Annotated in this window: 19 protein-coding genes; 6 read left to right on the top strand and 13 right to left on the bottom strand. The window is 59.1% G+C overall.

Annotation, left to right across the window (positions count from 1 at the left end):
* The first annotated feature begins 222 nt into the window (after nt 1-222).
* Nucleotides 223-372: a hypothetical protein gene (locus AC2FFD_RS07480; protein ID WP_257601297.1), complete on the top strand. Its 150-nt coding sequence runs from the start codon at nt 223-225 to the stop codon at nt 370-372.
* A 164-nt stretch (nt 373-536) separates the two neighbouring features.
* Here AC2FFD_RS07480 and AC2FFD_RS07475 read toward each other — a convergent pair whose 3' ends face one another.
* The 4 genes from AC2FFD_RS07475 to ubiT are packed head-to-tail and all read right to left on the bottom strand — an operon-like array spanning nt 537 to nt 4,219.
* A complete protein-coding gene (locus AC2FFD_RS07475) occupies nt 537-1,781 on the bottom strand; it encodes an NnrS family protein (protein WP_496872733.1) in 1,245 nt (414 codons plus the stop codon).
* Complete coding sequence (ubiV, locus tag AC2FFD_RS07470) at nt 1,778-2,695, bottom strand: ubiquinone anaerobic biosynthesis protein UbiV (RefSeq protein ID WP_496872732.1); 918 nt, start codon at nt 2,693-2,695, stop codon at nt 1,778-1,780. The genes AC2FFD_RS07475 and ubiV overlap by 4 nt, the downstream gene beginning before the upstream one ends.
* A gap of 4 nt (nt 2,696-2,699) precedes the next feature.
* Nucleotides 2,700-3,677, bottom strand: coding sequence for a ubiquinone anaerobic biosynthesis protein UbiU (gene ubiU / locus AC2FFD_RS07465; protein ID WP_496872754.1), 978 nt, complete (start codon nt 3,675-3,677; stop codon nt 2,700-2,702).
* On the bottom strand, nt 3,677-4,219 hold the full coding sequence (gene ubiT, locus AC2FFD_RS07460; RefSeq protein ID WP_306980657.1) for a ubiquinone anaerobic biosynthesis accessory factor UbiT: 543 nt from the start codon (nt 4,217-4,219) through the stop codon (nt 3,677-3,679). Before ubiT ends, ubiU begins: the two co-directional genes overlap by 1 nt.
* Before the next feature lie 137 nt (nt 4,220-4,356).
* Here ubiT and AC2FFD_RS07455 point away from each other — a divergent pair, with 137 nt between their 5' ends.
* Together AC2FFD_RS07455 and AC2FFD_RS07450 are read left to right on the top strand one after the other, a co-directional pair.
* A complete protein-coding gene (locus AC2FFD_RS07455) occupies nt 4,357-5,865 on the top strand; it encodes a UbiD family decarboxylase (RefSeq protein ID WP_496872753.1) in 1,509 nt (502 codons plus the stop codon).
* Entirely contained in the window at nt 5,862-6,479 is a 618-nt protein-coding gene (locus tag AC2FFD_RS07450; protein WP_496872731.1) for a UbiX family flavin prenyltransferase, read from the top strand. Before AC2FFD_RS07455 ends, AC2FFD_RS07450 begins: the two co-directional genes overlap by 4 nt.
* A 61-nt stretch (nt 6,480-6,540) precedes the next feature.
* Here the strand turns inward: AC2FFD_RS07450 and AC2FFD_RS07445 are convergent, their stop codons facing one another.
* The 3 genes from AC2FFD_RS07445 to AC2FFD_RS07435 all read right to left on the bottom strand — a co-directional run bounded on the left by AC2FFD_RS07445 (nt 6,541) and on the right by AC2FFD_RS07435 (nt 12,951).
* Nucleotides 6,541-8,958 (bottom strand): GcvT family protein, encoded by a 2,418-nt coding sequence (locus tag AC2FFD_RS07445; protein WP_496872730.1) that lies wholly within the window; start codon nt 8,956-8,958, stop codon nt 6,541-6,543.
* Between the two features lie 27 nt (nt 8,959-8,985).
* Complete coding sequence (locus AC2FFD_RS07440) at nt 8,986-10,236, bottom strand: aminotransferase class V-fold PLP-dependent enzyme (RefSeq protein WP_496872729.1); 1,251 nt, start codon at nt 10,234-10,236, stop codon at nt 8,986-8,988.
* Between the two features lie 240 nt (nt 10,237-10,476).
* Nucleotides 10,477-12,951: a CoA transferase gene (locus AC2FFD_RS07435; RefSeq protein WP_496872728.1), complete on the bottom strand. Its 2,475-nt coding sequence runs from the start codon at nt 12,949-12,951 to the stop codon at nt 10,477-10,479.
* 598 nt (nt 12,952-13,549) lie between these two features.
* On the opposite strand from AC2FFD_RS07435, the gene AC2FFD_RS07430 reads away from it, so the two are divergent.
* On the top strand, nt 13,550-14,656 hold the full coding sequence (locus AC2FFD_RS07430; protein WP_496872727.1) for a saccharopine dehydrogenase family protein: 1,107 nt from the start codon (nt 13,550-13,552) through the stop codon (nt 14,654-14,656).
* An 18-nt stretch (nt 14,657-14,674) separates the two neighbouring features.
* Nucleotides 14,675-16,171 (top strand): L-piperidine-6-carboxylate dehydrogenase, encoded by a 1,497-nt coding sequence (gene amaB / locus AC2FFD_RS07425; protein WP_496872752.1) that lies wholly within the window; start codon nt 14,675-14,677, stop codon nt 16,169-16,171.
* A 207-nt stretch (nt 16,172-16,378) separates the two neighbouring features.
* On the opposite strand, the gene AC2FFD_RS07420 is transcribed toward amaB, so the two are convergent.
* The 5 genes from AC2FFD_RS07420 to AC2FFD_RS07400 form a co-directional block, all read right to left on the bottom strand.
* On the bottom strand, nt 16,379-16,603 hold the full coding sequence (locus AC2FFD_RS07420) for a hypothetical protein (protein ID WP_170347155.1): 225 nt from the start codon (nt 16,601-16,603) through the stop codon (nt 16,379-16,381).
* Nucleotides 16,604-16,626: 23 nt separating this feature from the next.
* Nucleotides 16,627-17,406 carry an IclR family transcriptional regulator gene (locus tag AC2FFD_RS07415; protein ID WP_170347153.1) on the bottom strand — a complete coding sequence of 260 codons (780 nt, stop codon included), beginning with the start codon at nt 17,404-17,406 and terminating at the stop codon, nt 16,627-16,629.
* Nucleotides 17,407-17,417: 11 nt separating this feature from the next.
* Nucleotides 17,418-18,776, bottom strand: a complete 1,359-nt coding sequence (locus AC2FFD_RS07410; protein WP_170347151.1) for a TRAP transporter large permease — start codon at nt 18,774-18,776, stop codon at nt 17,418-17,420.
* Nucleotides 18,776-19,441 (bottom strand): TRAP transporter small permease, encoded by a 666-nt coding sequence (locus tag AC2FFD_RS07405; protein ID WP_170347149.1) that lies wholly within the window; start codon nt 19,439-19,441, stop codon nt 18,776-18,778. The genes AC2FFD_RS07410 and AC2FFD_RS07405 overlap by 1 nt, the downstream gene beginning before the upstream one ends.
* A 64-nt stretch (nt 19,442-19,505) precedes the next feature.
* Nucleotides 19,506-20,744, bottom strand: coding sequence for a TRAP transporter substrate-binding protein (locus AC2FFD_RS07400; RefSeq protein WP_170347147.1), 1,239 nt, complete (start codon nt 20,742-20,744; stop codon nt 19,506-19,508).
* A 109-nt stretch (nt 20,745-20,853) separates the two neighbouring features.
* Between AC2FFD_RS07400 and AC2FFD_RS07395 the strand changes: the two genes are divergently transcribed.
* Entirely contained in the window at nt 20,854-22,449 is a 1,596-nt protein-coding gene (locus AC2FFD_RS07395) for a GMC family oxidoreductase (protein WP_152460476.1), read from the top strand.
* A gap of 93 nt (nt 22,450-22,542) precedes the next feature.
* Here AC2FFD_RS07395 and AC2FFD_RS07390 read toward each other — a convergent pair whose 3' ends face one another.
* Nucleotides 22,543-23,784 carry an acyl-CoA dehydrogenase family protein gene (locus AC2FFD_RS07390; protein WP_170347145.1) on the bottom strand — a complete coding sequence of 414 codons (1,242 nt, stop codon included), beginning with the start codon at nt 23,782-23,784 and terminating at the stop codon, nt 22,543-22,545.

Genomic DNA, 23,784 nt, shown 5'->3' with positions numbered 1-23,784 from the left:
GCGTTTCCCATCCCGCCATCCGAGATATATCGGTCAAAAAATCGCTTTGTGCAGCAGGGATAGGCGGCGCCCTTAAAAAAGGAAATATGTTCATGCTGCGGGTAAAGGCGGTCCTCGTGTGTTATGCACAGGTCAATTCCCGTGTCTGGGAAACACACCCGAATCCGCGCCATGGCGGGCGCAACCCGGTTTTGGGCCAAGGACTGAAGAGCACTGACGGGGATGTGGGATCAGGCCTCGATCTCCATCGGCTATTCTGTTGCGCCGGATACCGCTGTCAGAGATCCAGAGATCACCGGTGCCCTGTCGACACTGGCAGCCATCGAAGTGAAGGACGCCTGCCAGGCAGTCGAATTGCGCGCGCACCAGTGATCAATCGGGGCCGTTTCTGCAAGATATCAATCTCGGGTCCCGGAGGTTTCGGCACCCTGGATGCCGACCGTCCGCTTGCCAAGGAAATCGAAGAGGTGGCAAAGGTTGTCCGTCCGCTTCATTTGGAAGAAATCCCTGTTTGACATAGAATTAGGCGCATTTCTTCATTCGCTTGACGGCACAGGATCAGAGGATTCTGAAACAGCGTATTTCTGACCGCTTAAAACTGGTCGACGGGTTGGGCCGGTCAAAGCAGGCAGGAAGCCGATGATAAATGCCGTCCAGCCTGCGCACCATAAAGCCGCGCCCGCGAGTTCAACCTGAAGATCCGGGAATATCGGCACAGCCAACCGCACCACGGCGGCCAGCCAGACCAAAGCAAGACCAGTGATGAACCCAAGGTTGGCTTGCATTCCACCTGTATCCGAATGCGCCGCCGCTCTGCCCGAGATGGCCATGATCAGCCCGGACATCCCGCCGATGGTGATCGCATGGAGAGCGGCACTTGCTGGATAAAGTGTCGGGACAAGCCCCGATACCCCTACAACCAAAAGCCCGATCGGCAACCATAAGAAAGATATGTGAAGCGCCACGAGCAGAAAGTTGGAACGCACCCGCAGTGTTCGCCATCCGAGCATTTCCCGGAACAGCACCAAGGCCACAGCGATCATCGCCAGATTTGCAACAAAGGTCCATTCAAACAGTTGGGCAAGGATGCTGGAAATCAACCCTGTCTGAACCAGAAACACTGCAAATGGCAATCCTTGCCTGAGGTCGTTCAAATGGCCGGTTTGAAGCATCCAGTTTGCCGAAAAGGCCGGAATGGCGCGCATTGCGATACTGTTCATCAGCATGACCAGTCCAATGAGCAGCCCATGAACCATGTCCAGACTGACCCACAGAGCCCCGGCCCCAATGGGCCACAAAAACAGGATTTCCCCGATACCAAGCCCTATGACAGTGCAAAAAAAGCCGAGTTTTCTGTATGCTCTGGCCGGGAACAGATGGGTGCCCATTACCGCAGCCAGCAGCACGAAATAACCCGCGTTCAGAGCGATTGGCACAGCCGGGGCCACATCACACATCAGCGCGGTCGATACCCGAGCGGACAGCCAAAAACCCAGCAGCCATTTCAGGGGTGTCCCCTGAATCGGTGGCTTTCCTGTCCAACCGGGTAATGCCGTCAGAAGATACCCACCAATGGCCGCTCCGGCAAAACCAAAGATCAGCTCGTGGATATGCCAGAGGACCTCCGGCGTACATGCCGGACCGGGAAGTCCAAAGGCAGTACCAAGAGGCCACCAAGCCACCGTAATCAAAGCGCTGACATACGAAGCCAGAAACAACGGGCGGTAAGGGGCTTTCCAGAACGCATCAAACGCCCTGCCCCCACCCGCCGATGTGATCATAAGGCAGCAGACCCGGTACCGGAATCGCCCGACCATTCAGCGCCAAAGGACCCCGTCAGAAATCCGTCGCTCAACCGAATGGCAGGATCAGCGCCTCGCAGGGCGCGCTCCAGTTCGCCCTGGGGAAGATCGCCGTCGATACGTTTTCGATACAGTTCGCACAGCTGATGGAAACCGCCAGATTGCGGCGACAGACGCAATGCCGAGATGCCAGCCTGTTGCAGCAGGTCGATCTGATGGTCCGTACAGGCATGGCTGTCTGACAGAGTCTGCACACCGTTCATTGCCATGAACGGCTTGCCCTCACCGGTAAGAACGTCCAACCCATCCGGATCGTCTTCGCAGGCAAACTGGCAATTGTCCTTGCTGCGCCCATGCAATCGTGCGTGGTAACAGCGCCCGGAAATGGCCAGCGGCAACCTGCCATGCCCCCATATTTCGATCGCGACACCCAAGTCCGATGCAGCTTGCGCCAACGTTTTGACCGAAGCGATGGGCAGTTCCGGCGGAAGACACACCCGGCGCGCACCCCGAGCTGCCAACCATCTCAAAGTGCCTTCGTTGTAGACATTTACCAACGGGCCAACGGCAAACGTGCAGGTGCCGGGCAAATGTGCCAGCGCGGTCAGATCGTTGATCTCGACCGTGACGCCCATTTCTGCAAGCTCAGCCGTCAGTTTGCGCTCGCGTTTCAGGGTCACAAGGGCCAGGCTTGTCAGTGCAACCTCTTTGCCCGCTTCGACCAATCGGGAAATCGCCTCGGGGATACGATCCTGATAAAATGGCAAGCGCTTGGAACAGACCAGTTCTCCGAGCACGACGCGGTCGACGGGCGATCGGGCCAGATCATCGTGAAACGCAGCCCAGGTTTCGGCGGGCCAGAAGAACTGGTTCGGGCCTACTGTCAGTTCCATCGGATCACCTCCACGTCTTTTTGTAAGCGCCGGTCGTCATGGCCTGACCTTCGGACAATCGCGCCAGCATTCCTTCAGGCATCGGCTGGCCTGACTCCAGCGCATCGACCGCAGCGCGAAAATTCCGAACGACCTGCGCGACATAGGATTTTGACCGCTGGCGCCCTTCGATCTTCAAGGCCGTCACACCTGCCTTTTGCAATTGCGGGATCAGCCGTTCTGCGTTTAGGCTGACGGGATCCTCGAACAGGTGCCCGGTTTTTTCACCTGCGGAAAAACACCCTTTGCACAAAGTCGGATAAGGTGCGGGCTCATCCCGTTCGACGCGGTGGATCAGGTACCCGCCAAGGCGCGCGTTCAACGCGCCCTGTTCTTCGTGATACTGCACATGGCTGGCGGGAGAGCAGACACCGTTCATGTTTGGCGACAACCCGGTGGCATAAGAGGACAGCGAGCATCGCCCCTCGGCCATGACACAAAGACCACCGAACACGAAGACTTCGGTTTCGACGTCGGTTTCAGAGTTGATCGCGGCAATTTCCGGCACGGACAAAACGCGCGGCAAGACCACCCGTTTCACACCGAAGGTTTCGGCATAGAATTTGATCACGTCAGCATTGGCCGCCGCGGCCTGCACGGACAGGTGCCTGCGCAATCCGGGATGGTGTCGCGCGGCGTAGTCCAGCAAGCCCAGATCGGCGAGAATGACAGCATCTGCACCGCAGGTTTCGGCATCCGCCACCGCTTGTTTCCAGATCCCTTCATTGCCCGCCTGCGGGAAGGTATTGATTGCAACCAACACCTTCGATCCATGATCATGGGCAAAGGAAATTCCGGCCCGCATTTCAGCGCGGTCAAAGTTGAGCCCCGGAAAGTTCCGCGCATTGGTTTCATCATTGAACCCACAATAGACCGTGTGGGCCCCGGCCTTGACAGCTGCACGCAGGGCCGCGGGCGTTCCCGCCGGGCAAACGATTTCCATTACCATAGGATCGCGTCCTCGGGTCGGGTCAGGCACAGGCCGGTCCGACGCTCTGCAAAGGCGATGATCTGCTTCAGCGGGCGTGCAAGCGGGCCGGAAAGGGTTGCGGCCTCGTGCGCGAGGTCCAGCTCTGCGTCGTCAATTGCGTTGCGCAGCGCCAGTGCCGCGGCTGTGTCGCCCTCGATCACCAGATCGCGTGAAAAGAACAGGGCATCCCCGTCAAACGCACCATGCACCAGCCCCAGCAGCGCGGCCAGCGGGCCGGATATTCGCGCAGCCCCAGCCACGCGTCCTCGGCTCAGTCTTATTCTCGGCGTGCCACCATTCGGTTCGAGCAGAAGGACAACCGGCAGATCCGTTGGATCAAGCACAAAGGCTGCACGGCTGTACTCACCGAGCCGGTTGAGCAGGTCGGGGTGTTTCTTGGTTATTTTGCGGGAAAACACTGTCAGTGACAGCGACAAGGGCGCAAGCGGAACAAACCGCAGGGCCGCGGCCAAAGCGGCAGGGCATTGCGGTATCGGGTTTCGGGGATCGGACAAACAGACCTCCTGCTGTCTCAATAAAGTGAACCGGTGCGGCCTTCCTAAAGCCGCCCCGGCGCCCGGGACTTGACGGTTGTCAATTCGACCGGCCTCTTTCGTTGCTAGAGGGTGGGCACCACCGCCGGAGCAAACCCATTCGCACTCTGCCGCCATATCCCAGCCTTCGACTTTTTCTGAAATGGTGTCAGGAAACAGGGCAGTTCAGGCGCATCCCTGACCCGGTTTCCGTGTGCCATCAAATGACCGCCGTCCACCGCGCCGTGTTGGAGGCCAATGGGCCGGTGTTGCAGTTTGACACACCGACAGGTGTGCCCTCGGGGCAGTGCGGCATACCGGTTGTGGTCAACCTGTTCGGAACTACGGAACGCGTCGCCGCCGGACTGGGCGTTTCTTCCGAAGGGCTGGATGATCTGGGCGCATTTCTGGCGGCGCTTCGGGCCCCGACGCCCCCGGATGGGTTGCGGGATGCGCTGTCCCGGTGGCCGATGCTGAAGGCCGCATTGTCCACGCGACCGAAGCAGGTCAAAACCGCCGTTGTTCAGCAGGTTTGCCACCGCAGGGTCGATGTTGATCTCTGTGCGCTGCCGATCCAGACACATTGGCCCCGGGACGCGGGGCCTCTGATCACCTGGCCCGTGGTCATCACTCGGCCCCGTGGCAGCGAACCCGACGCGGCACAGACCTACAATGCCGGCGTCTATCGCGTTCAGGTGCTGGACCGGAACCGTCTGATCATGCGCTGGCTGCCACATCGCGGCGGGGCCGCTCATCATCGCAGTTGGGCGCGGCACGGCGAAAAAACGCCGGTCGCGATTGTTCTGGGCGCAAACCCCGCGACCTTGTTGTCGGCGGCCCTGCCCCTGCCCGAAATGGTGTCTGAGCTGACATTTGCCGGGGCCCTGAACCAGAACCGGCCACGTTTGGTTCCGGCCAAATCCGTCCCTCTGCTTGTGCCGGCAGATGCCGAGATCGTTCTGGAAGGCTGGGTGTCGCCAAACGAGACAGCACCCGAGGGGCCGTTCGGGGATCACACCGGGTATTACAATCCCGCCGAGCCGTTTCCGGTGATGCATGTCACGGCCGTGACCCATCGCGAAGCGCCGCTGTATCTGTCGACCTATACCGGACGCCCGCCGGACGAACCTGCCATTATCGGCGAAGTGTTCAATCGCCTTGCCTTGCCGACCATTCGCGCTCAAATTCCCGAAATCCACGACCTCTGGCTGCCGCCTGCCGCCTGTTCCTATCGCATCGCCATCGTCGCCATCGACAAGCGATATCCCGGCCAGGCCCGGCGTGTGATGATGGCGCTTTGGGGAATGCTGCCGCAATTCAGCTATACGAAGATGATCGTTGCGGTCGACGCTGATATCGACCCCCGAAACTGGGACGATATCGCCTGGGCGCTTGCCACACGCATGGACCCGAGCCGTGATGTGATGACCCTGGACAGGACACCTATGGATTATCTGGATTTCGCCTCGCCGGAACCTGGTCTGGCCGGAAAGCTGGGCATCGACGCCACGACGAAAACAGGCAGTGAAACACGGCGGGAATGGGGGACGGTCATGCGCACCGCGAATGTCGATCAAACATTCGCGGAAGACCTGATAAACAGATTGATGCCGGAGCTGAGAACATGACGAAAACCCGTGTAGTCTTAGGCGTATCAGGCGCTTCCGGTGCGGTTCTGAGCCTTGCGGCGGCACGACATCTGACATCGGCGGATATCGAAATCGACCTGGTCGTCAGCCCAGCCGCCCGCCTGACGCTTGCACAGGAATGCGGCCCGGATGCCCTGAAGGAACTGCGGCAGTCGGCAACCCGTCATCACGCGCCCGCCGATATCGGGGCCAGCATAGCATCCGGTTCGGTGCCGGTATCCGGGATGATCGTCGCGCCCTGTTCCATGCGCTCACTGGGTGCGATCGCGCACGGACTGGACGACAACCTGTTGACACGCGCGGCCGGCGTTCAGCTCAAGGAACGACGCCCACTGGTTCTGCTGACACGAGAAGCGCCGCTGACACTGGCGCATTTGCGCAATATGACAGCCGCCGCAGAAATGGGAGCCATCATCCTGCCCCCTGTGCCTGCCTTCTATTTGAATCCGGTCAACATAACCGAAATCGCGGATCAGATCGCAGCGCGCGCGGTTGATTGTCTGAAGGTTTGCGAACCGGCCGCGAAACAGTGGCATCCCGGAAACGAGGCGGACCCTGTCGATCGGTCCGAAAGCAAATTGCACATCCCATAGCCACAGATCGCGGATGAGATCTGTGGCCTCGGGAAAACCTTGATCCGGCGGGCCGGTTGCTTCAGCCGCGCAGCCTGCCGCCCAGAGGATCGAACGGCGCTTCTGCCAGCACCCGAGCCTTGTGCGGTTTGCCGATCACCTGGATCACCACTTCATCCCCTGGCTGCGCCACGTCAGGGTTGCGGAAACCCAAGGCCAAAGATTTCCCGACTGAATACCCGTACGCACCCGATGTGACACGGCCCACGGGCGCACCATCAGGTGTAAAGATAGGCTCACTGCCAGTGGCGTCGGCATCCTCGGTCACGTCCAGTTCAAAGATGGACAGGACCTCGCGCGGTGCTTTGTCCTTGATGGACAGATAGGCGTCTTTGTGCAGGAAGTCCTTGTCCAGCTTGATCAGACCCGTCAGCCCGACCTCTTGCGGCCAGTATTCCTGAGAATACTCCCGCCCCCAGGATCCATAACCCTTTTCGATACGCAGCGACCCAAGCGCCCGCCCGCCCACGGGGCCACCACCGCAGTCTTTGGCGGCCGTGAGCAGCGCGGTATAAAGCGCAACCTGATCGGACTCGGCACAGTGCAGTTCCCAACCCAGATCGCCGGTAAAGCTGACCCGGATGGCCACGCAATCAACACCTGCAACGGTGATCTTCCGGGACCGCATGAAGCGGAATCCTTCGTTGGAAAGGTCAGCATTGGTCAGGCGCGCCAGCACCTCGCGAGATTTCGGGCCGGCGATGTTGAACCCCGCAACGCGGTCCGTTGCGACTTCAAAAGCTGTGCCCTCGGGCATTTCCACCATTTGAAAGAAACGCTGATGATAGCGTTCAGCCATGCCCGAGCCGATCATCATGTATTCGTCTTCGGCCAGCTTGGTGATGGTGAAATCACCCGCCACGCCGCCGCGCACCGAGATCAGCGGCGTCAGGCAACTGCGGCCAACCTCGGTGGGCACGCGATTGGCAACCAGACGATCCAGCCAGTCATAAGCGCCCGGTCCCTTGATCACGTAATTGGCGAAGTTCGAGATATCGATCACGCCCACGCTGTCGCGCAGCATCTGCACCTCACGCCCCACCGGATCAAACCAGTTCTGACGGGTAAAGCCAGCGGTCTCTTCGGTGCCGGGTTCATCTGCAAACCACAAAGGGTGTTCCCAACCACAGTTGAGACCAAAGACACAGCCCATCTGTTTCTGCATCTCGTAGGCGGGGCGCACACGGGCCGGGCGGCCTGCGCTGCGTTCTTCATTCGGGAAGTGGATTTTGAAGCGATGGGTATAGGCGTCTTCGACCCGCGCCTTGGTGAACTTTTTGTCGGTCCAGTCGCCAAAGCGGGCGAGATCCCAGGCGAACATGTCATATTGCGGCTCACCCTCGATCATCCATTGCGCCGCCAGCAGCCCCAGCCCGCCGGACTGCGAGAAGCCGGGGATCAGACCGCCACAGAGGAAATAGTTCTTCAGCTCGGGCACCGGTCCCCACAGCATATTGGCATCGGGCGACCAGATCATCGGGCCGTTTATCACCCGTTTCACCCCGGCTGTGGCAGCGACCGGTACACGTTCGGTGGCGCGGATCACGTTTTCCATGATCCGGTCCAGATCGTCGGGGAACAGATCATGAGCGAAGTCGAGCGGCGTGCCGTTTTCGGCCCAGAACTTCATATCTTTTTCATAGGCCCCGATCAGCAGGCCGTTGCCCTCTTGTCGGAAATAATACTCGCCGTCCCGGTCGGCGATAGAAGGCAGACGGCGGCCCAGACTGGCCACTTCGTCGATGCTCTCGGTCACGAAATACTGATGTTCGGTCGGTTGCAGAGGCAGGGTCAGACCCGCCAGCGCCGCCACCTCGCGGCCCCAGAGACCCGCCGCGTTGACCACCCATTGGGCATGAATGTCACCCTTGGGCGTACGGACGATCCAACTGCCATCGGATTGCTGTTCCGTGGCGATCACCGGGCAGAACCGTTCGATGGTGGCCCCCATCGCACGGGCCCCGGCGGCATAGGCATGTGGAACACCCGACGGGTCCACATTGCCGCCATCGGGTTCGTACATGATGCAGCGGATGTCATCAAACTGCGCCAGCGGGTGCAGCTCTTTGGCCTCTTCCCGGCTGACCTCGTGGAAATTCAGCCCATAGAACCGGGCCTTCGCCTCTTGCAGGCGCAACTGCTGCTCGCGCTCTTCGGTCTGGGCCAGATAGAGCGATCCGGGCTGGAACACCCCGCAGCTTTGGCCGGTTTCCTTCTCCAGCTCTTTGTACAGGTTCATCGTATAGTGCTGGATGCGGGTGATATTGTTGTTGTCATGCAGACCGTGGATGTTGGCCGCCGCATGCCAGGTCGATCCGCTCGTCAACTCGTCGCGTTCCAGCAGGATCGAATCCGTCCAGCCAAGCTTGGCAAGGTGATACAGGATCGACGTACCGGCAAGGCCGCCGCCGATGACAACAGCTTGTGCATGGGTTTTCATGAGATATGTCCTTGGATATGGCGCGGCTCAGGCGGCAATTTCTTTCATGACGGCAAGGAATTTGGCGACTTCGCCGATCGAGTTGTAGTGACACATCGAGACCCGCACACAGGCGTCATAGCCAAGCGGCGTCAGGATATTGCCGGAATAGTGATCCGCCTTGCGCAGATGCGTGCGAATACCGTGTTCGTTCAGCCGTTTGACGACCTCGGACGAGGCCACACCTTCGACACGCAGCGACACCAGACCTTCTCGGGCCGGGTTGTCGGCCCCGCCCAGAATGGTGACTTTCTCCATCTCGGCCAGGCCGCTCAGGTTGCCGGTGCCGTGGATCATCGCGTCGGTCAGCGTCTTTTCCTGCGCATGGATCGCATCGCCCGCCGCCAGAAACCTGCCGCGCCGATCTTCGGCATCACTGACCTGACTGCCCAGCCATTCGAAATAGGACACGACGTCTGACATAGTGGCATATGCCCCGGTGTCGCGCGTGCCCATCTCCCAATTGTCCGCAGGGCCATCCAGCAAGGCGTTGTGGTCCAGCGCGGTCAACCGGTCAGAGATCCACGCCACGCCGTAGCCATGACGCGAAAACACCTTGTAGGGCGAAATCACATAACCATCGACGTCATAGGCGGTCAGATCGATCCGGCCATGCGCTGCGTGCTGGATGCCATCGACGATGATGAAACAGTCCGGAGCCACGGTGCGGATGGCCTTAGAAACCGCAGCGACATCAACGCCCATTCCCGTCACCGGAGAGGTATGCAGGATCGTCGCCACTTTGGTATCCGGTGTCACTGCCGCGGCATAGGCTTCGGCCGAGACGGTGCCGGTGGCGTCATCATGGGGCACCAAAACGTGGGTTTGCCCGGAAATGCGGGCCCAACGATCACAGGCCGATCGCGTCGCCGGGTGTTCCAATGTGGATCCCAGCACAACGCCCGGACCCGTTCCCAGACATGCGTTCATGATTAGCCGGAACAGCAGCTCTGTGCCGCTTTCACCCACAAAGAACTGCCCGCAGGGTGCGTTCATGAAGTCCCGCAAATCCGCCTTGGCCGCGTTGATCGTGGCAACCAGCGCATGAGATCCCGGATTGTCGCGCCCTTGATTGTCCGGGATGGCGGCATGGCGCACCGAACTTTCCAACACTGAATTCAATGTCAGTGCGCCTCCGGCATTCTCGAAAAAGATCCGCTCTCCCTGTTCGGGGCAATGATCGATCTGGGCAAAGCGGCTGCGGATTTGTTTCAGCAGGCTCTCTGAAATTTGGCTCATGGTCAGTGGTTCTTGTTTCGTTGTGAATGCAAGGCAATGCTTTGCCGAACCTAGAACGGTTCCTGCCGCAAGACATGCAAAAAAAACTGTGGCAAAGCGGTTGAATATTCTTTGCAAGTCGCGCGGGTGCCGGCCAAAGCTTGTCACGACAGATACCACCCGTTGCCGGAGCCGGGACTCCGGGCCTGCGGCAGCGGATGGCATATATCGTTGATTTCCGAGCCATCTGTGGCTGGTTGATTATTCGGGCAAATACTTTTCCGACCATCTTTCAGCGGCCGATCCAGCAGAGATCATCGCGTCGATATCCTCATCTGCATAACCGACGTTTCGCAGAATGCTGCGTGTATCCGCGCCGTATTTCGGCATCGGTCCGGGAATGACGATCCGGGCGCGTTCGGGTCGAACGGCATTTGGGGCAACCAGATCGCACCACCGGCCCATGGGGTGCATGTCATGCCGAATGACGCTGAATGTTCCCCGCGTCAGGTCGATATTTCCGGCACTTTCCGGCTGCAACACGGCGTCGCGCGTGTCATGCAATGATCCCAGAGGCATGACGGTGCTGGCGGAACCGGAAAACGCCTTTTGCCAGTATTCAACAGGTTGCCTTGCAAAATGATCCGCAAGCGCATCCGGCAATTCCTTTTCCGGCATATCGGCCACGCTGGCGAGGTCCGAGACACGGCGCAGGGCTTTGCGTTGTTCGGTGGGTGCGGCAAAGAACATCCACCCGTCCGCCGCGCGGTAACAATGGTAGAATGGTCCCCAGCCCATAGCCGTGCGCCCGGCTGGTTCGTCAAAGGCCGCACGGCCTTCGAAATCATACATCAACTGCGCCTGAATGAGGTTGCCGGCCGCCGCCAAAGCAGCCCGCGCGATCCCGCCTTTGCCGGTTTTCTGCAATCTCAGCAGGGCCGCGCCAAGCGCAACACATGCGCAATAGCCGGTCAGCACATCAATCGTACCGAAATGCGCATGTTCTTCGGGTGTCGCCATGCCACCGCCAAAACGCACCATGACCCCTGTCGCCGCCTGCGCCAGGTCGTCATACCCCAGATGGTCCGACTTCGGTCCGCGCGCAGGGCCGCCAAAGGCATCGAGTTGCACCAGTATGAGGCGGGGGTTGATCGCCGTCAGCTCTTTTTCGCTCAACCCCAGGGCATCGCGCTGCTCATCCGTGCCGTTCATGGTGACCACATCCGAAGAATCGATGAGCCGCCGCAACGCCTGCTGCCCGTCATCCGAGCTCAGGTTCAGCAAAACGCTTTGTTTTCCACGATGTGCGTGCAAGCCGAAAACCACGGTGTTCCACGGATCGACTGATGTCTCGGCCGGCTGGACGGAAGTCACCTGAGCGCCAAATCGCGCCAGCGTGGACCCAATCGTCGGACCGGCGATCACATTGGTCAGGTCCAGCACCTTCAACCCCTCCAGCCAGCCTTGGCCTCTTGCGGCTGGCGGCCCGCTGCGCGGCGGTTCGGCAAGGATCGTTGAAACGGGTGCGTCATCGGGATCCGGGCCCGGTTTTTTGACCAGCGCAGCGCCATCATCCGCAAGCCACGCAACATTTCCCATCTGCTTCATGTTCCCATGACGCGGGTCCTTTACCTCCAACACCAGACCCGAGGCCAAAGCATGCGGATCGGCCAGCCATTCCTTGCTGAACCTCTGCGCCGTTCCGGGCGCCTTGGCGGACCCGAAAAGGGCTTCCCACTCATGAGAGGGCCTTGTCAGAAAGGCCTTTTTCATCGCCTCGGATATACGCGCGCGATCCCTTGCTCCGACGGGGTAGTTGCGCAATGACCATTCATCCGGCCAGTCTGCGGTATCGAGATAGGCGTCGAAGTCCGGCAATTGATCGGCAAGGTCTTTTAGGCCAAGCGTCTCCAACACCCGCCGCGGATGTGTTTTCACACTGCCCGCAACCACATAGAACCCGCGCCCGTCGGCGCAGGTATAAGTTCGATAGAAAGGGTCCAGGAACTCTTCCAGTTCCGCAAAGCTCAGATCCGTTGGCAAGCCTTCGGCTGCGCGCCTGTCAAGTTCCACTTCGCGCGGAGACTTGTAGCGTTCGGGATAATCTTCAATCTGCTCACAGTTATACACCAACCCCTCCAGCAAGGCCGAAGCCAGAGGCACCTCGATGTGATCGCCTCCGTTCCGGTCACGTGCAGCCAAAGCGAACTGCACGGCCATCGCGCCGAACGAAGCGCCATAGGCGGATGCCAGAGTCAAAGGTGAAAAGGATGGGTTGATGCCCATCAAGCGCCGGTTCAGCCCCATATCCGTGAACTGCCCGGTGCGGGCCGCGATCACGGCTTCCCACGCGGGAAAATGTGCCAGCGCAGGATCGGTCGAGGCAAACCCCGGAAGTGACAATGACACGATGCGCGGATTTATGTCGCGCAGAGCTTTCGGACCCAGGCCCAGCCTCTGCATCACGCCGGGCCGGAAGTTCTCGATCACCACGTCAGCCCGTGCCACCAGTTCGCGTGTGACCTTCAAACCCGCGTCCGATTTGAGGTCGATCGTCACAGCGGTTTTGCCACGGGACAGCATATCGGTGGCCGGTTCTTTCAATCGCGGGCCACCGGGCGGGTCGATGCGGATCACCTCTGCCCCCAAATCAGCAAGCATCATGCCAACCAGGGGGCCAGCCAAATACTGACCGAAATCGAGGACACGAATATGATCGAGCGGCCTTGCAGTCATTCCTTGCAACCCTCCCAGGGTGTTTGGTGTGTTTGTTGCGAAGCGGCTTGCGGGCATGAGGTCACAACCCCCTGCCCCGAGCAGGCTGAAGTTCCAGGCTTGGGACATAACGTGATCAATGCAACACCTGCCCTTGTTCAACCCGCGACAAGGCGGCCGCGACCGAGCTTCACTGCCTTCTCCGGCGACCGCTGGACGTAGCATGCAGCCGTGCAAAGCCAAGAAGTTGTTCGATTTGACCAAGCTGTGTCGCAAACGAGGAACATCGTTCAAAAATCCACGTTTGACGCATATTTGGAAGCGCTCTGAGCCCCGGGTGGAAGCGGATCAATCGCCTTGCAAGATCACCGGACCGTTGCGCCCGGCAGTCAGAACACAGGCTCGCTGAAGGGCTGATGAAAGCGGACCTTCCAAGGTACCAAACGGCGCAAAACAAATGGTCACGGCGCGACACGCCAGCGGCAATCGCAATTTCGTCATTATGTCATTTTCTCCGATGATTTGACACATTCGTACATCAATTCGTCAATTTCGTGCCTATGAAGTGTCACGGCTACTTGTCACGCTTGGTACAGGATAGGAAGAAGCGGAGATTTTTATGTCCTGGAATGTGTGCGTTGTCGGCGCTGGAAAGATCGGGCAGATGATCGCAACCCTGTTGAAAGGGTCGCCGAATTACTCTGTGACAGTGGCAGATCATGATCTGAAAGCGCTTGGCGATATCTCGAAGATGGGCATCGGAACCAGACAGATCGATGCCAATGACGCGGACGGGCTGGCCCGGGAACTGACCGGTTTCGATGCAGTCATCTCGGCAGCGCCGTTCTTCTTGACCCCTTCGATTGCGAAAGCATCGAAAACGGCCGGCGCGCATTACTTCGACCTGACCGAGGATGTCGCGGCCACGAATGCGGTGCGTGAACTGGCCGGGAACAGCGCAACTGCGTTTATGCCGCAATGCGGTCTGGCACCAGGGTTTGTCGGCATCGCCGGGGCTTCGCTGGCGGCGGAGTTTGACGAGATTGACAGCCTGCACATGCGGGTGGGGGCATTGCCGCTTTATCCGACCAACGCGCTGAAATACAACCTGACCTGGTCCACCGACGGGTTGATCAACGAATATTGCAACCCATGCGATGCCATCGTGAATGGCAAGCTGGTCAAGACCGCGCCTCTGGAGAACTACGAAGTACTGGGCCATGACGGTGTGGAATACGAATGCTTCAATACCTCGGGCGGTCTGGGCACGTTGCCGGAAACGCTGGAAGGCAAGGCGCGGTATGTGTCCTATCGCTCGATCCGCTATCCGGGTCATTGCGATATCCTGAAACTGCTTTTGAACGATCTGGGACTGGAACGCCGCCGCGACCTGCTGAAGGAGATATTCGAGGCCGCGCTGCCCCGCACCGATCAGGACGTGGTGCTGGTATATTGCACCGCAAAGGGCAAGATCGACGGTGTGCTGCGCGAGAAATCCCTGATCAACAAATCCTTTGCCCGCACCATCAACGGACAGGTCTGGAGCGCCATTCAGGTCACGACCGCCGCAGGCGTGCTGGGCGTGGTCGATCTGATGCGGATCGGAGCGCTGCCCTCGAAAGGCTTTGTCCGGCAGGAACAAGTCAAGCTGGGTGATTTCCTCAACACTGAATTCGGCCAGCTGTATCGCGCTGGTGACGTCACCGAACAGAACAAGGCGGCCTGAGATATGAAAGACATCGTTATGACAGCCCAAACCACGCTTGCAAATCTGGATCTGACCGAGGCCCAACTGAAAGGCGGCACGCTAAAGGTCACGTCACCGATTGACGGAAGCCTGCTGGCCGAAGTGCACGAGACGCCGATCTCGGACATGGACAACATCTTTTCCCGTGCCAAGGCCGCGTTCAAGGAATGGCGCGTGGTCCCTGCCCCGCGCCGGGGTGAACTGATCCGCCTGTTGGGTGAAGAGCTGCGCGCGGCCAAGGATGACCTGGGCGCACTGGTCAGTTGGGAAGCAGGCAAGATCACCTCGGAAGGTCTGGGCGAAGTGCAGGAGATGATCGACATCTGTGACTTTGCCGTCGGTCTGTCGCGTCAGCTCTATGGTCTGACCATCGCGTCCGAACGTCCCGGCCACCGGATGATGGAAACCTGGCATCCTGCTGGCCCGGTCGGCGTGATTTCCGCGTTCAATTTTCCGGTCGCGGTTTGGTCGTGGAATGCTGCTCTGGCCATCGTGTGCGGTGATCCGGTGATCTGGAAACCGTCCGAAAAAACCCCGCTGACGGCGCTGGCCTGTCAAAAGATTTTCGAACGCGCCCTGGCCCGATTTGGCGATGCGCCGGACGGTCTGCTGCAAACGCTTATCGGTGGTACCGATCTTGGGGAAAGGCTGGTGGCCAGCGAAGATGTTCCGGTGATCTCGGCCACGGGATCGACCCGCATGGGCCGCGCTGTCGCCCCCATCGTCGCACAGCGCTTTGGCAAGTGCATTCTGGAACTGGGTGGCAACAACGCAATGATCGTCGGCCCTTCGGCAGATCTTGAGATGGCCGTGCGCGCGATTGTCTTTTCGGCAGTTGGTACCGCCGGTCAGCGCTGCACCACGCTGCGTCGCCTGATCGTGCACAACTCGATCCGCGAAGAACTGGTGCGCCGTCTGAAAAAAGCCTATTCGGGTCTGCCCATTGGCAATCCTCTGACGGACGGCACGTTGGTTGGGCCGCTTGTGGACGAAGCGGCGGGCGCGGCGATGACCGCAGCCTTGAAAGCGGCCGAAGCGGAAGGCGGTTCGGTATTCGGCGGCAACCGCGTTACCGAAGGCGTTCCAGCAGGCGTTTACATGGAACCTGCGATCGTCGAAATGCCGGGTCAGACAGCGACCGTGAAAACCGAAACCTTTGCACCGATCCTCTACGTCATGGGCTATGACGATTTCGACGACGCGGTGGGGCTTCAGAATGATGTACCGCAAGGCCTTTCATCCTGCGTGTTTACCCTGAACATGCGCGAGGCCGAGCAATTCCTGTCCGCGGCCGGATCCGATTGCGGCATTGCCAACGTCAATATCGGGCCCTCAGGGGCAGAGATCGGTGGCGCCTTTGGCGGAGAGAAGGAAACCGGCGGCGGGCGCGAAAGCGGTTCGGATGCATGGAAAGCCTATATGCGCCGCCAGACCAATACCGTGAATTACTCGGCCGAACTTCCACTGGCCCAGGGTGTCAAATTCGACATCTGAGTGTCGCCGGAAAACTGTCGGGCATAAACTTGAAAGGCCCGCAAATACGTCACCCGGGACGGCCAGTCCCGGGTGTTTTGTCCTGCAGGTTGAGGCGGTCTTTTGGCCAAGGGTTCCGATGCCGCCGCGGCAACGGTCATTCCGGTGCTGATGGATTGTCATGTGTTTCGGCAAGAAGCCGTCCAAGGCTTTGCGCGATCTCATTGATCAGGAGATGACCCTGTCCGGTGCGCCGGAAGGGCGGTCTGGACAGAAATAGGTTCCGAGTTTGTCGACGCGTTGATCGAAGCCCTTCCTGGCCTTGCCGGACATGGCTGTTCCAATCGCGAAGCTGGAAATTTCATCCGCCCTTTGCGCGAAGACGAACAAACCCGGCATTGAGTATGCGGCATCCACGATATCATTGCCACGAACGGCTGTCGGCCTGATCATTGCCGGTCACCCCTCTGCGCCACTTACTCGCCCAACAGCAGCGACAGTTTTTCTGCACCACGGCGCAATGTGTCGAGAAATGACATCAGACTGCCGACATCATGCCGTTGCGTCGGGGCATGAACTGAAAGCGTGGCAACCAGCCTGCCCTGCGCGTCCTGCACCGGAACGGCAATCGCCACCATGCCCGCCATGAATTCTTCGTCGTCGGTGGAAAATCCCCGCTCGGCGGTGATCTTGATTTCGCTCAGCAGAGCCGTCGGCTCTGTCAAAGAACGGGCGGTCTGCTGTTTCAGCTTTCCGGCTGACAGAAACCCGTTCAGAGTTTTGGGACGCAAGGTGGAAAGGTACATCTTGCCACTGGCCGTACAGTGGAACGGCACCTGGGTTCCGATCGGCAATTGAATCCGCAACGGCCATTTGGTTTCCACCCGGTCAAGATAGATCATACCTTCGCGATCCGGGATCGCCAGATTGCAGGTTTCGCCCACTTCGTCGGCCACACCGCGCAGGATGGCGAGACGCGCAGTCCGCAGGTGTTCGGCGGACATGGTATTCACGGACAACAGCCGCAATCGTCTGCCCGGACCATAAGACCGCCCGTCAAGATCACGTTGCAGAAACCCCTCTGCCTCTGCCGTTTGCAGCAAACGATGGATTGTGGGCTTGGCCAATCCCAATGCGTCGATCAGGTCCGAGGGTTTGACCGCCACCCCGCGCCGTGCCACCTCTTCCAGGATCAGCAACAGGCGCAGGTTGGTGGGAATCTGAGTTTCTCGGTCTTTTGTGTCGGTTTCGGCCATCCCTTCACATTCTAGTTATTTGGCAGAAGGATCAAGGCCAGTCCGGGCACCAGCGACACCAATATCCAGACCGACAGCAGGGCCACCAAGTACGGCACCGTATAGCGCAGCAACCGGAAATACGGCACACCCGTCACGCCTGAAGCAACGTAAAGGTTAAGCCCATATGGTGGCGTGATAAACCCGATGGACGCCCCGACCAGGAAGATGACCGAGAAATGGATTGGATCAATTCCGACCGAGGCCGCGATTGGCGCAAGGATCGGGGCCAGGATGATCGTGACCGGAAGGCTTTCCAGCACCATGCCCGAGAAGAAGACGATTACCATCGATGTGAACAGAACCGCATGGTAGCCCCCCATGGAGGTCACGAAGTTTCCGATTGTTTCCTGAGCACCAAGCAGGGACAGGATTTGCTGCATCACCACCGAAATTGCGATCAAAGGTGCCAGGATACCCGTAATCTGCGCAGACCTGATAACGATTGAGGGGATCTCAGGAATCGTGAACCCTTCGACCACGAACATTTCCGCAAAACTCTTTTCGGTTGGCGGAATATCGTTCCGCGCCCCCATGATCCGGTTGATCGGGTAGCTGACCAGCCCCGCAATGACACAAAAGCCCACGGTCACACCCGCGGCCTCGGTCGGAGAGAACTTGCCGGTATAAATGCCCCAAAGCACAAGACCAATGGCGAAAAAGCCGAGCCAGGCACCAAAGGCTGTCTTCAGCACCCGGTTCAATTGCAGTGGGATCAGATAGCCCCACCCGTTCATGCGGCAGATGATCCAGCACGCCACCTGCATCCCGATGACCATCAGCGCACCGGGCAGAATACCGGCCACGAACAATTCGGAAATCGGCAGGTTCATCAGAAAGCCATAGACGATGAAGATGATCGAAGGGGGGATGATGATACCGACCGTGCCGCCCGCAGCAGCGGTCGCTGCGCTGAACCGTTCGTCATAGCCGCCTTTTACCATCTCGGGGTGCAGCATCGACCCGATGGTCGCCGTCGTGGCCGAGTTCGACCCGGAAATCGCCGCGAACAGCCCGCAGGCACCCAGCGACGCCATTGCAAGCCCGCCGCGTATCCAGCCCAGGCAGGCATAGGCAAAATCGCTGAGCCGTCGCGCGATGCCGGATTTGTTGATCAGGTCTCCGGTCAGGATGAACAGCGGCATCGCCAACAGGGCGAAGCCCTTGTTGAAGACGTTCAGCAGTTCGGCCCCCATATTGTCCAGCGTCAGGCCAAGGACAAAGGAACAACCTATGACCCAGTAACCGATGACCAGCAACACCGGTACGCCCAGCATGAACAGAAAGGTGACCCCCAACGAGATCAGTGTAACAAGTGTTCCGTCTGTCATCAGTCTGCCCCGATCACGGCCTGCTTGATCAGCGGCTCGCCTGTTTTCCAGTTGTGCAAATCATCGGCGAGGTTCTGAAACACGCGACCGACCATCAAGAAGAATGACAATGGTGCTGCCAGCAGGAACCACCACTGCATGATATTGTCCGTGCCCAGAACGATCTGAAAGTTCGAAGCCGAAAGCGCCACCAGCCGCGAGGTGGTCACGATGACGATCACCGCAAAGATGAACCACAGCACGGCGTCCAGGAACAGGCAGGCCAGTTGCCCACCACGGGGCATGGCGGTGCGGAATTCACTGAAACTCAGATGCGTGCGCAGGCGTACGTTGTAGGACGCACCAAACCAGGCCATCACCATGAAAAGAAGCGGAGGAATGGTCGTGGACCAGGGTTCCTGATCATTGAAAACAAACCGGTCGATCACGCCCCAGAAAATGATCAGCGCGATGGCAAGATAAGAGTACACCATGACCGAACGTTCCAGTTGACGCTCGATCAACGGCACCTTGCGATAGATCAGCATGACCAGCAAACCCCCCATCGCGGCAACGACCGCACCAACGATCCAAGCGGCGTCGGATTCCAGAGCGAGTTGTATCTCAAACGAATCCTGGCTGAGAAAAGCGCTGAATATTGCGCCAATGTCTGCCCAAAGTGACATGAAGCCCGTCCTCCCAGTGGGTATTGATTGAACCGGCCCCTTCGGGCCGGTTCTGGCAGTCTAATCAGGCCTCGCCCTTCCACCAGCGGCGCGGCTCGACATTTTCCGGCAGCGTGTCCGCGGGGATCTCGCGCGCGATGTCGTAGATCTCCTGGTATGTGTCGATGCCACCGGCCCACTTGTTCAGCCGCTCGCGCCACTGCGCCCATGGCTCGGGGTTGTAGTTCGGAGCGCACATTTCCTCGGCCAGCTTGATCTGGTCTTCCGGCAGGAAGGCCGGGCGCACGCCGTTTTCCGCGAATATGGTATGCGGCAATTGCGGATCCGAGAATCCAACAGTGTTCAGCAGCGCCGCCTCGTTCGCGCCCTGGATCAGGGCCTGGGTGAAGTAGGACGATTCCATCACGGCATCCTGCAACTCGCCGCCCAGCCCGTCGAACACTTTGGCAGACATCGAAGTGTGTTCGGTACCGCAGAAGAACTTCAGGTTCACCGATTGCGAGACCACAGGCGCCATGTTCGCATATGCCACCGCCGAAGCCCAGGTTTCCGCACCGTCGATCAGACCGGTCTTGAGCGCATCCAGCGTTTCTTCCCATGCCACCGGCACTGGGTTCAGGTTCAGCAGTTGCATCGCGATCCGGCCAAGCTGCGTGCCCGTCACGCGGTTCTTGGTGCCGAACAACTCTTCCAGCTTGGTGACGGTCGGCTTGTCGGCAAAGGTCGAGCCCATTTGCAGACCGCGCAGTTCACAATGGGTGAACAGGAATTTCAGCCCGTGCCGCTTTTCCAGCGGGTCGCGCAGGATGCGCTGGCTGGCGGGGCTGTAGAAGAAATGATACTGCGCCGCCCGGCTGGGGAACATGTAGGCATAGTCCAGAACGTTCAGATACGGCGCACCGCCGGCCGAATTCTGGGTCGAGGCTGCGTAGATATCGACGATTCCCTGCTGGGTTTTTTCAACACAGCTCAGTTGTCCGCAGATCTGGTTGTCGCCGATGAACTCGATCCGAATCTCGCCATCGGTCCGTTCTTCCAGATCGCGTGCGAATTCGATGGCGCCGGCGCGCTCGATCAGCAGGTTGCGGGTGTTGAAGCCCGACGCACCAAATTTCAACGTGTGCTTCGGTTCTTTCGAAAAGCGTTTTTCATAAGTGGATTCCGCCGCCTGCGCCAGGTTGGCCAGGCTCATCGCCCCGCCAAACCCTCCTGCTGCAAGCAGCGTCGAGCTCATGCCATAGCGCCCCGCCACCCGGAAAAAATCCCGCCGCGAAATACCACTCAGTTTCCGACCAATCTCCATTGCTTACCTCCCTGTTCGCAATTATTGAGACGTTTTGTATCAAAAAATGCTAGTATATTTCTTGCATCTTGCATAGAGTTTTTTTCAACGACGTTGGAAGGAGGCGGTCATGGAAGTGGATTATGCGGTAGTTGGCGCGGGGTCTTCGGGTTGTGTCATCGCCAACCGGCTCAGCGCCGACCCCAACACGACCGTCGCGTTGCTGGAGGCCGGCGGCCGCGATACCAACCCCTGGATCCACATCCCGGTTGGCTATTTCAAGACCATGCACAACCCTTCGGTGGACTGGTGTTACAGGACCGAGCCTGATCCCGGTCTGAACGGGCGCTCGATCGACTGGCCGCGCGGGAAAGTGCTGGGCGGCTCATCCTCACTGAACGGTCTGCTCTATGTGCGCGGCCAAAAGGAAGATTATGACCGCTGGCGCCAGATGGGGAATGTCGGCTGGGGCTGGGAAGACGTGCTGCCGCTGTTCAAACGCAGCGAAGATCAAGAGCGCGGCGAAGACCCGTATCACGGCGTCGGTGGGCCGCTGTCGGTGTCGAACATGCGCATTCAGCGGCCGATCTGCGACGCATGGGTCGCGGCAGCGCAAGCCGCCGGATACCCGTTCAATCCGGATTACAACGGCGCAGATCAGGAAGGCGTGGGGTATTTTCAGCTGACCACGCGCAATGGGCGCAGGTGCAGCTCGGCCGTGGCGTATCTGAAACCCATTCGAAACCGGCAAAACCTGAACATCATCACAAACGCATTGGTGACACGCATAACGCTGGATGGGAAACAGGCGACGGGACTTGTCTATCGGGATCGCGCAGGCAATGAGAAAACCCTGAAGGTTCGGCGCGAAATCATCCTGTCCGGTGGGGCAATCAACTCTCCTCAAATTCTGATGCTGTCGGGTATCGGCGACCCGGACCACCTGAAGAAAAACGGGATCGATCCGGTCCATGCCTTGCCCAATGTCGGCAAAAGGCTGCAAGATCATTTGCAGGCCCGTCTCGTTTTCAAATGCAATGAGCCCACATTGAATGACGAGGTGCGCAGCCTGATCAATCAGGCCCGTATCGCGCTCAAATACGCTTTGTTCCGGGCAGGTCCGATGACCATGGCGGCCAGCCTTGCGACCGGATTCATGAAAACACGCCCGGACGTGGAAACACCCGACATTCAATTCCATGTGCAGCCCTGGTCCGCCGACAGCCCCGGCGAAGGCGTACATCCGTTTTCCGCCTTCACCATGTCCGTGTGCCAGCTGCGGCCGGAAAGCAGGGGTGAACTGCATCTGAACGGCCCGGACCCGTCACAGCATGTGAAGATCATTCCGAACTATCTGTCGACGGAAACGGATTGCCGGACCATCGTTGACGGTGTGAACATCGCCCGCAGAATCGCTCAGCATAATCCGCTGGCATCGAAGATTTCCGAAGAGTTCCGCCCGACGTCACAACTTTCGACCGACGATTACGAGGGCACGCTGGACTGGGTCAGGTCGAATTCCGTTTCGATCTATCACCCAACGGGGACCTGCGCGATGGGTACGAATGAAACCGCAGTCGTAGATCCTGCGCTAAAGGTGCGCGGAATCGGAAACCTGCGGGTCGCGGATTGTTCGATCATGCCCGAAATCGTCAGCGGCAACACAAACGCTCCGGCGATCATGATCGGAGAAAAGGCGAGTGACTTGCTTGCCGCCGGAACATAGCGCGGCACGCTGCGTATCCGAATGCCCAGGAAAACGGGGCAATTCGGCTTGCATATCTTCGGGATATTCCGGTGATGCCGTCCCTGCCCTGACCTAGCGCAGAGGCGGCGTCAGCCATTGCGCCGACATCCCATAATTGGAATTCTTCAACTCCTGTTTGGCAATTGCCTGAAGATGGACCTCATCCGGCCCATCCGCATAGCGCAACGCCCTGGCCCAGGTGTAACTGTCGGCCAATGGCGTGTCGGGCGTCATGCCCATTGCGCCAAAAACCTGCATTGCACGGTCCGTAACCTTTGCATGCACCTGCGGCGCCACAACCTTGATCAGAGATATTTCACGGAACGCCTTTTTCGCGCCCACCTGATCTATCTTCCAGGCCGCCTTCAGGGTCAACAGCCGGGCCTGTTCGATCTCCAACCGGGATTTCGCGATCCATTCACGGATCACGCCTTGTTCCGAAAGCTGCTTGCCAAATGTCTTCCGTTCCTGGGCACGTTCCACCATCAGGTTCAGCGCCATTTCCGCCGCCCCGATCGAACGCATGCAATGATGAATACGCCCCGGCCCAAGCCGCGCCTGAGCCAGTGCAAAGCCGCTGCCCTCTTCACCCAGCAGATTGCCGGCCGGGACGCGCACATCCTTGAAAACCAGTTCAGCATGCCCTTCGGGATCGTGCATGTTCAGGATCGTCGGATTGCGCACGATCTCCAAACCGGGCGTATTCTTTGGAACGATGATCATGCTTTGCTGTTTATGGCGATCGGCGTTCGGGTCGGTTTTGCCCATGACGATGAACAATTTGGTGTTCGGGTGGCACGCATTGGTGATGAACCACTTGCGGCCATTGATGACGTATTCATCCCCCGCGCGCCGGATGGATGTCGTTATGTTGGTCGCGTCCGAACTCGCCACATCCGGCTCGGTCATGGCAAAGGCCGAGCGGATCTTGCCGTTCAACAGCGGCACCAACCACTCTTCGCGCTGCTCGGGCGTGGCGAACATGTGCAGCAATTCCATGTTCCCGGTATCCGGCGCGTTGCAGTTGAACACTTCCGAAGACCAGCTCACCTGCCCCATCAACTCGGCCAGGGGCGCGTAATCAAGATTGCTGAGCCGCGTACCGGGCTCATCATCCCGCAAGGAGGGCAGGAACATGTTCCAAAGCCCCTCGGCGCGGGCCAGCGACTTGAGGTCTTCCATGAACGAAACCGGGAAATGGCCGGCTTCAATTTCCTCTTTGTGGTCGCGAATGCGCGGATAGATATGCGCCTGCATGAAGGCTTTTAGCCGGTCGTGCATTTCCTCGGCGCGTGGTGATGGGGCAAAATCCAT

Source organism: Ruegeria sp. YTSC002 (genome assembly GCF_059609845.1).
This window is presented reverse-complemented; position numbering and strand designations above follow the sequence as displayed.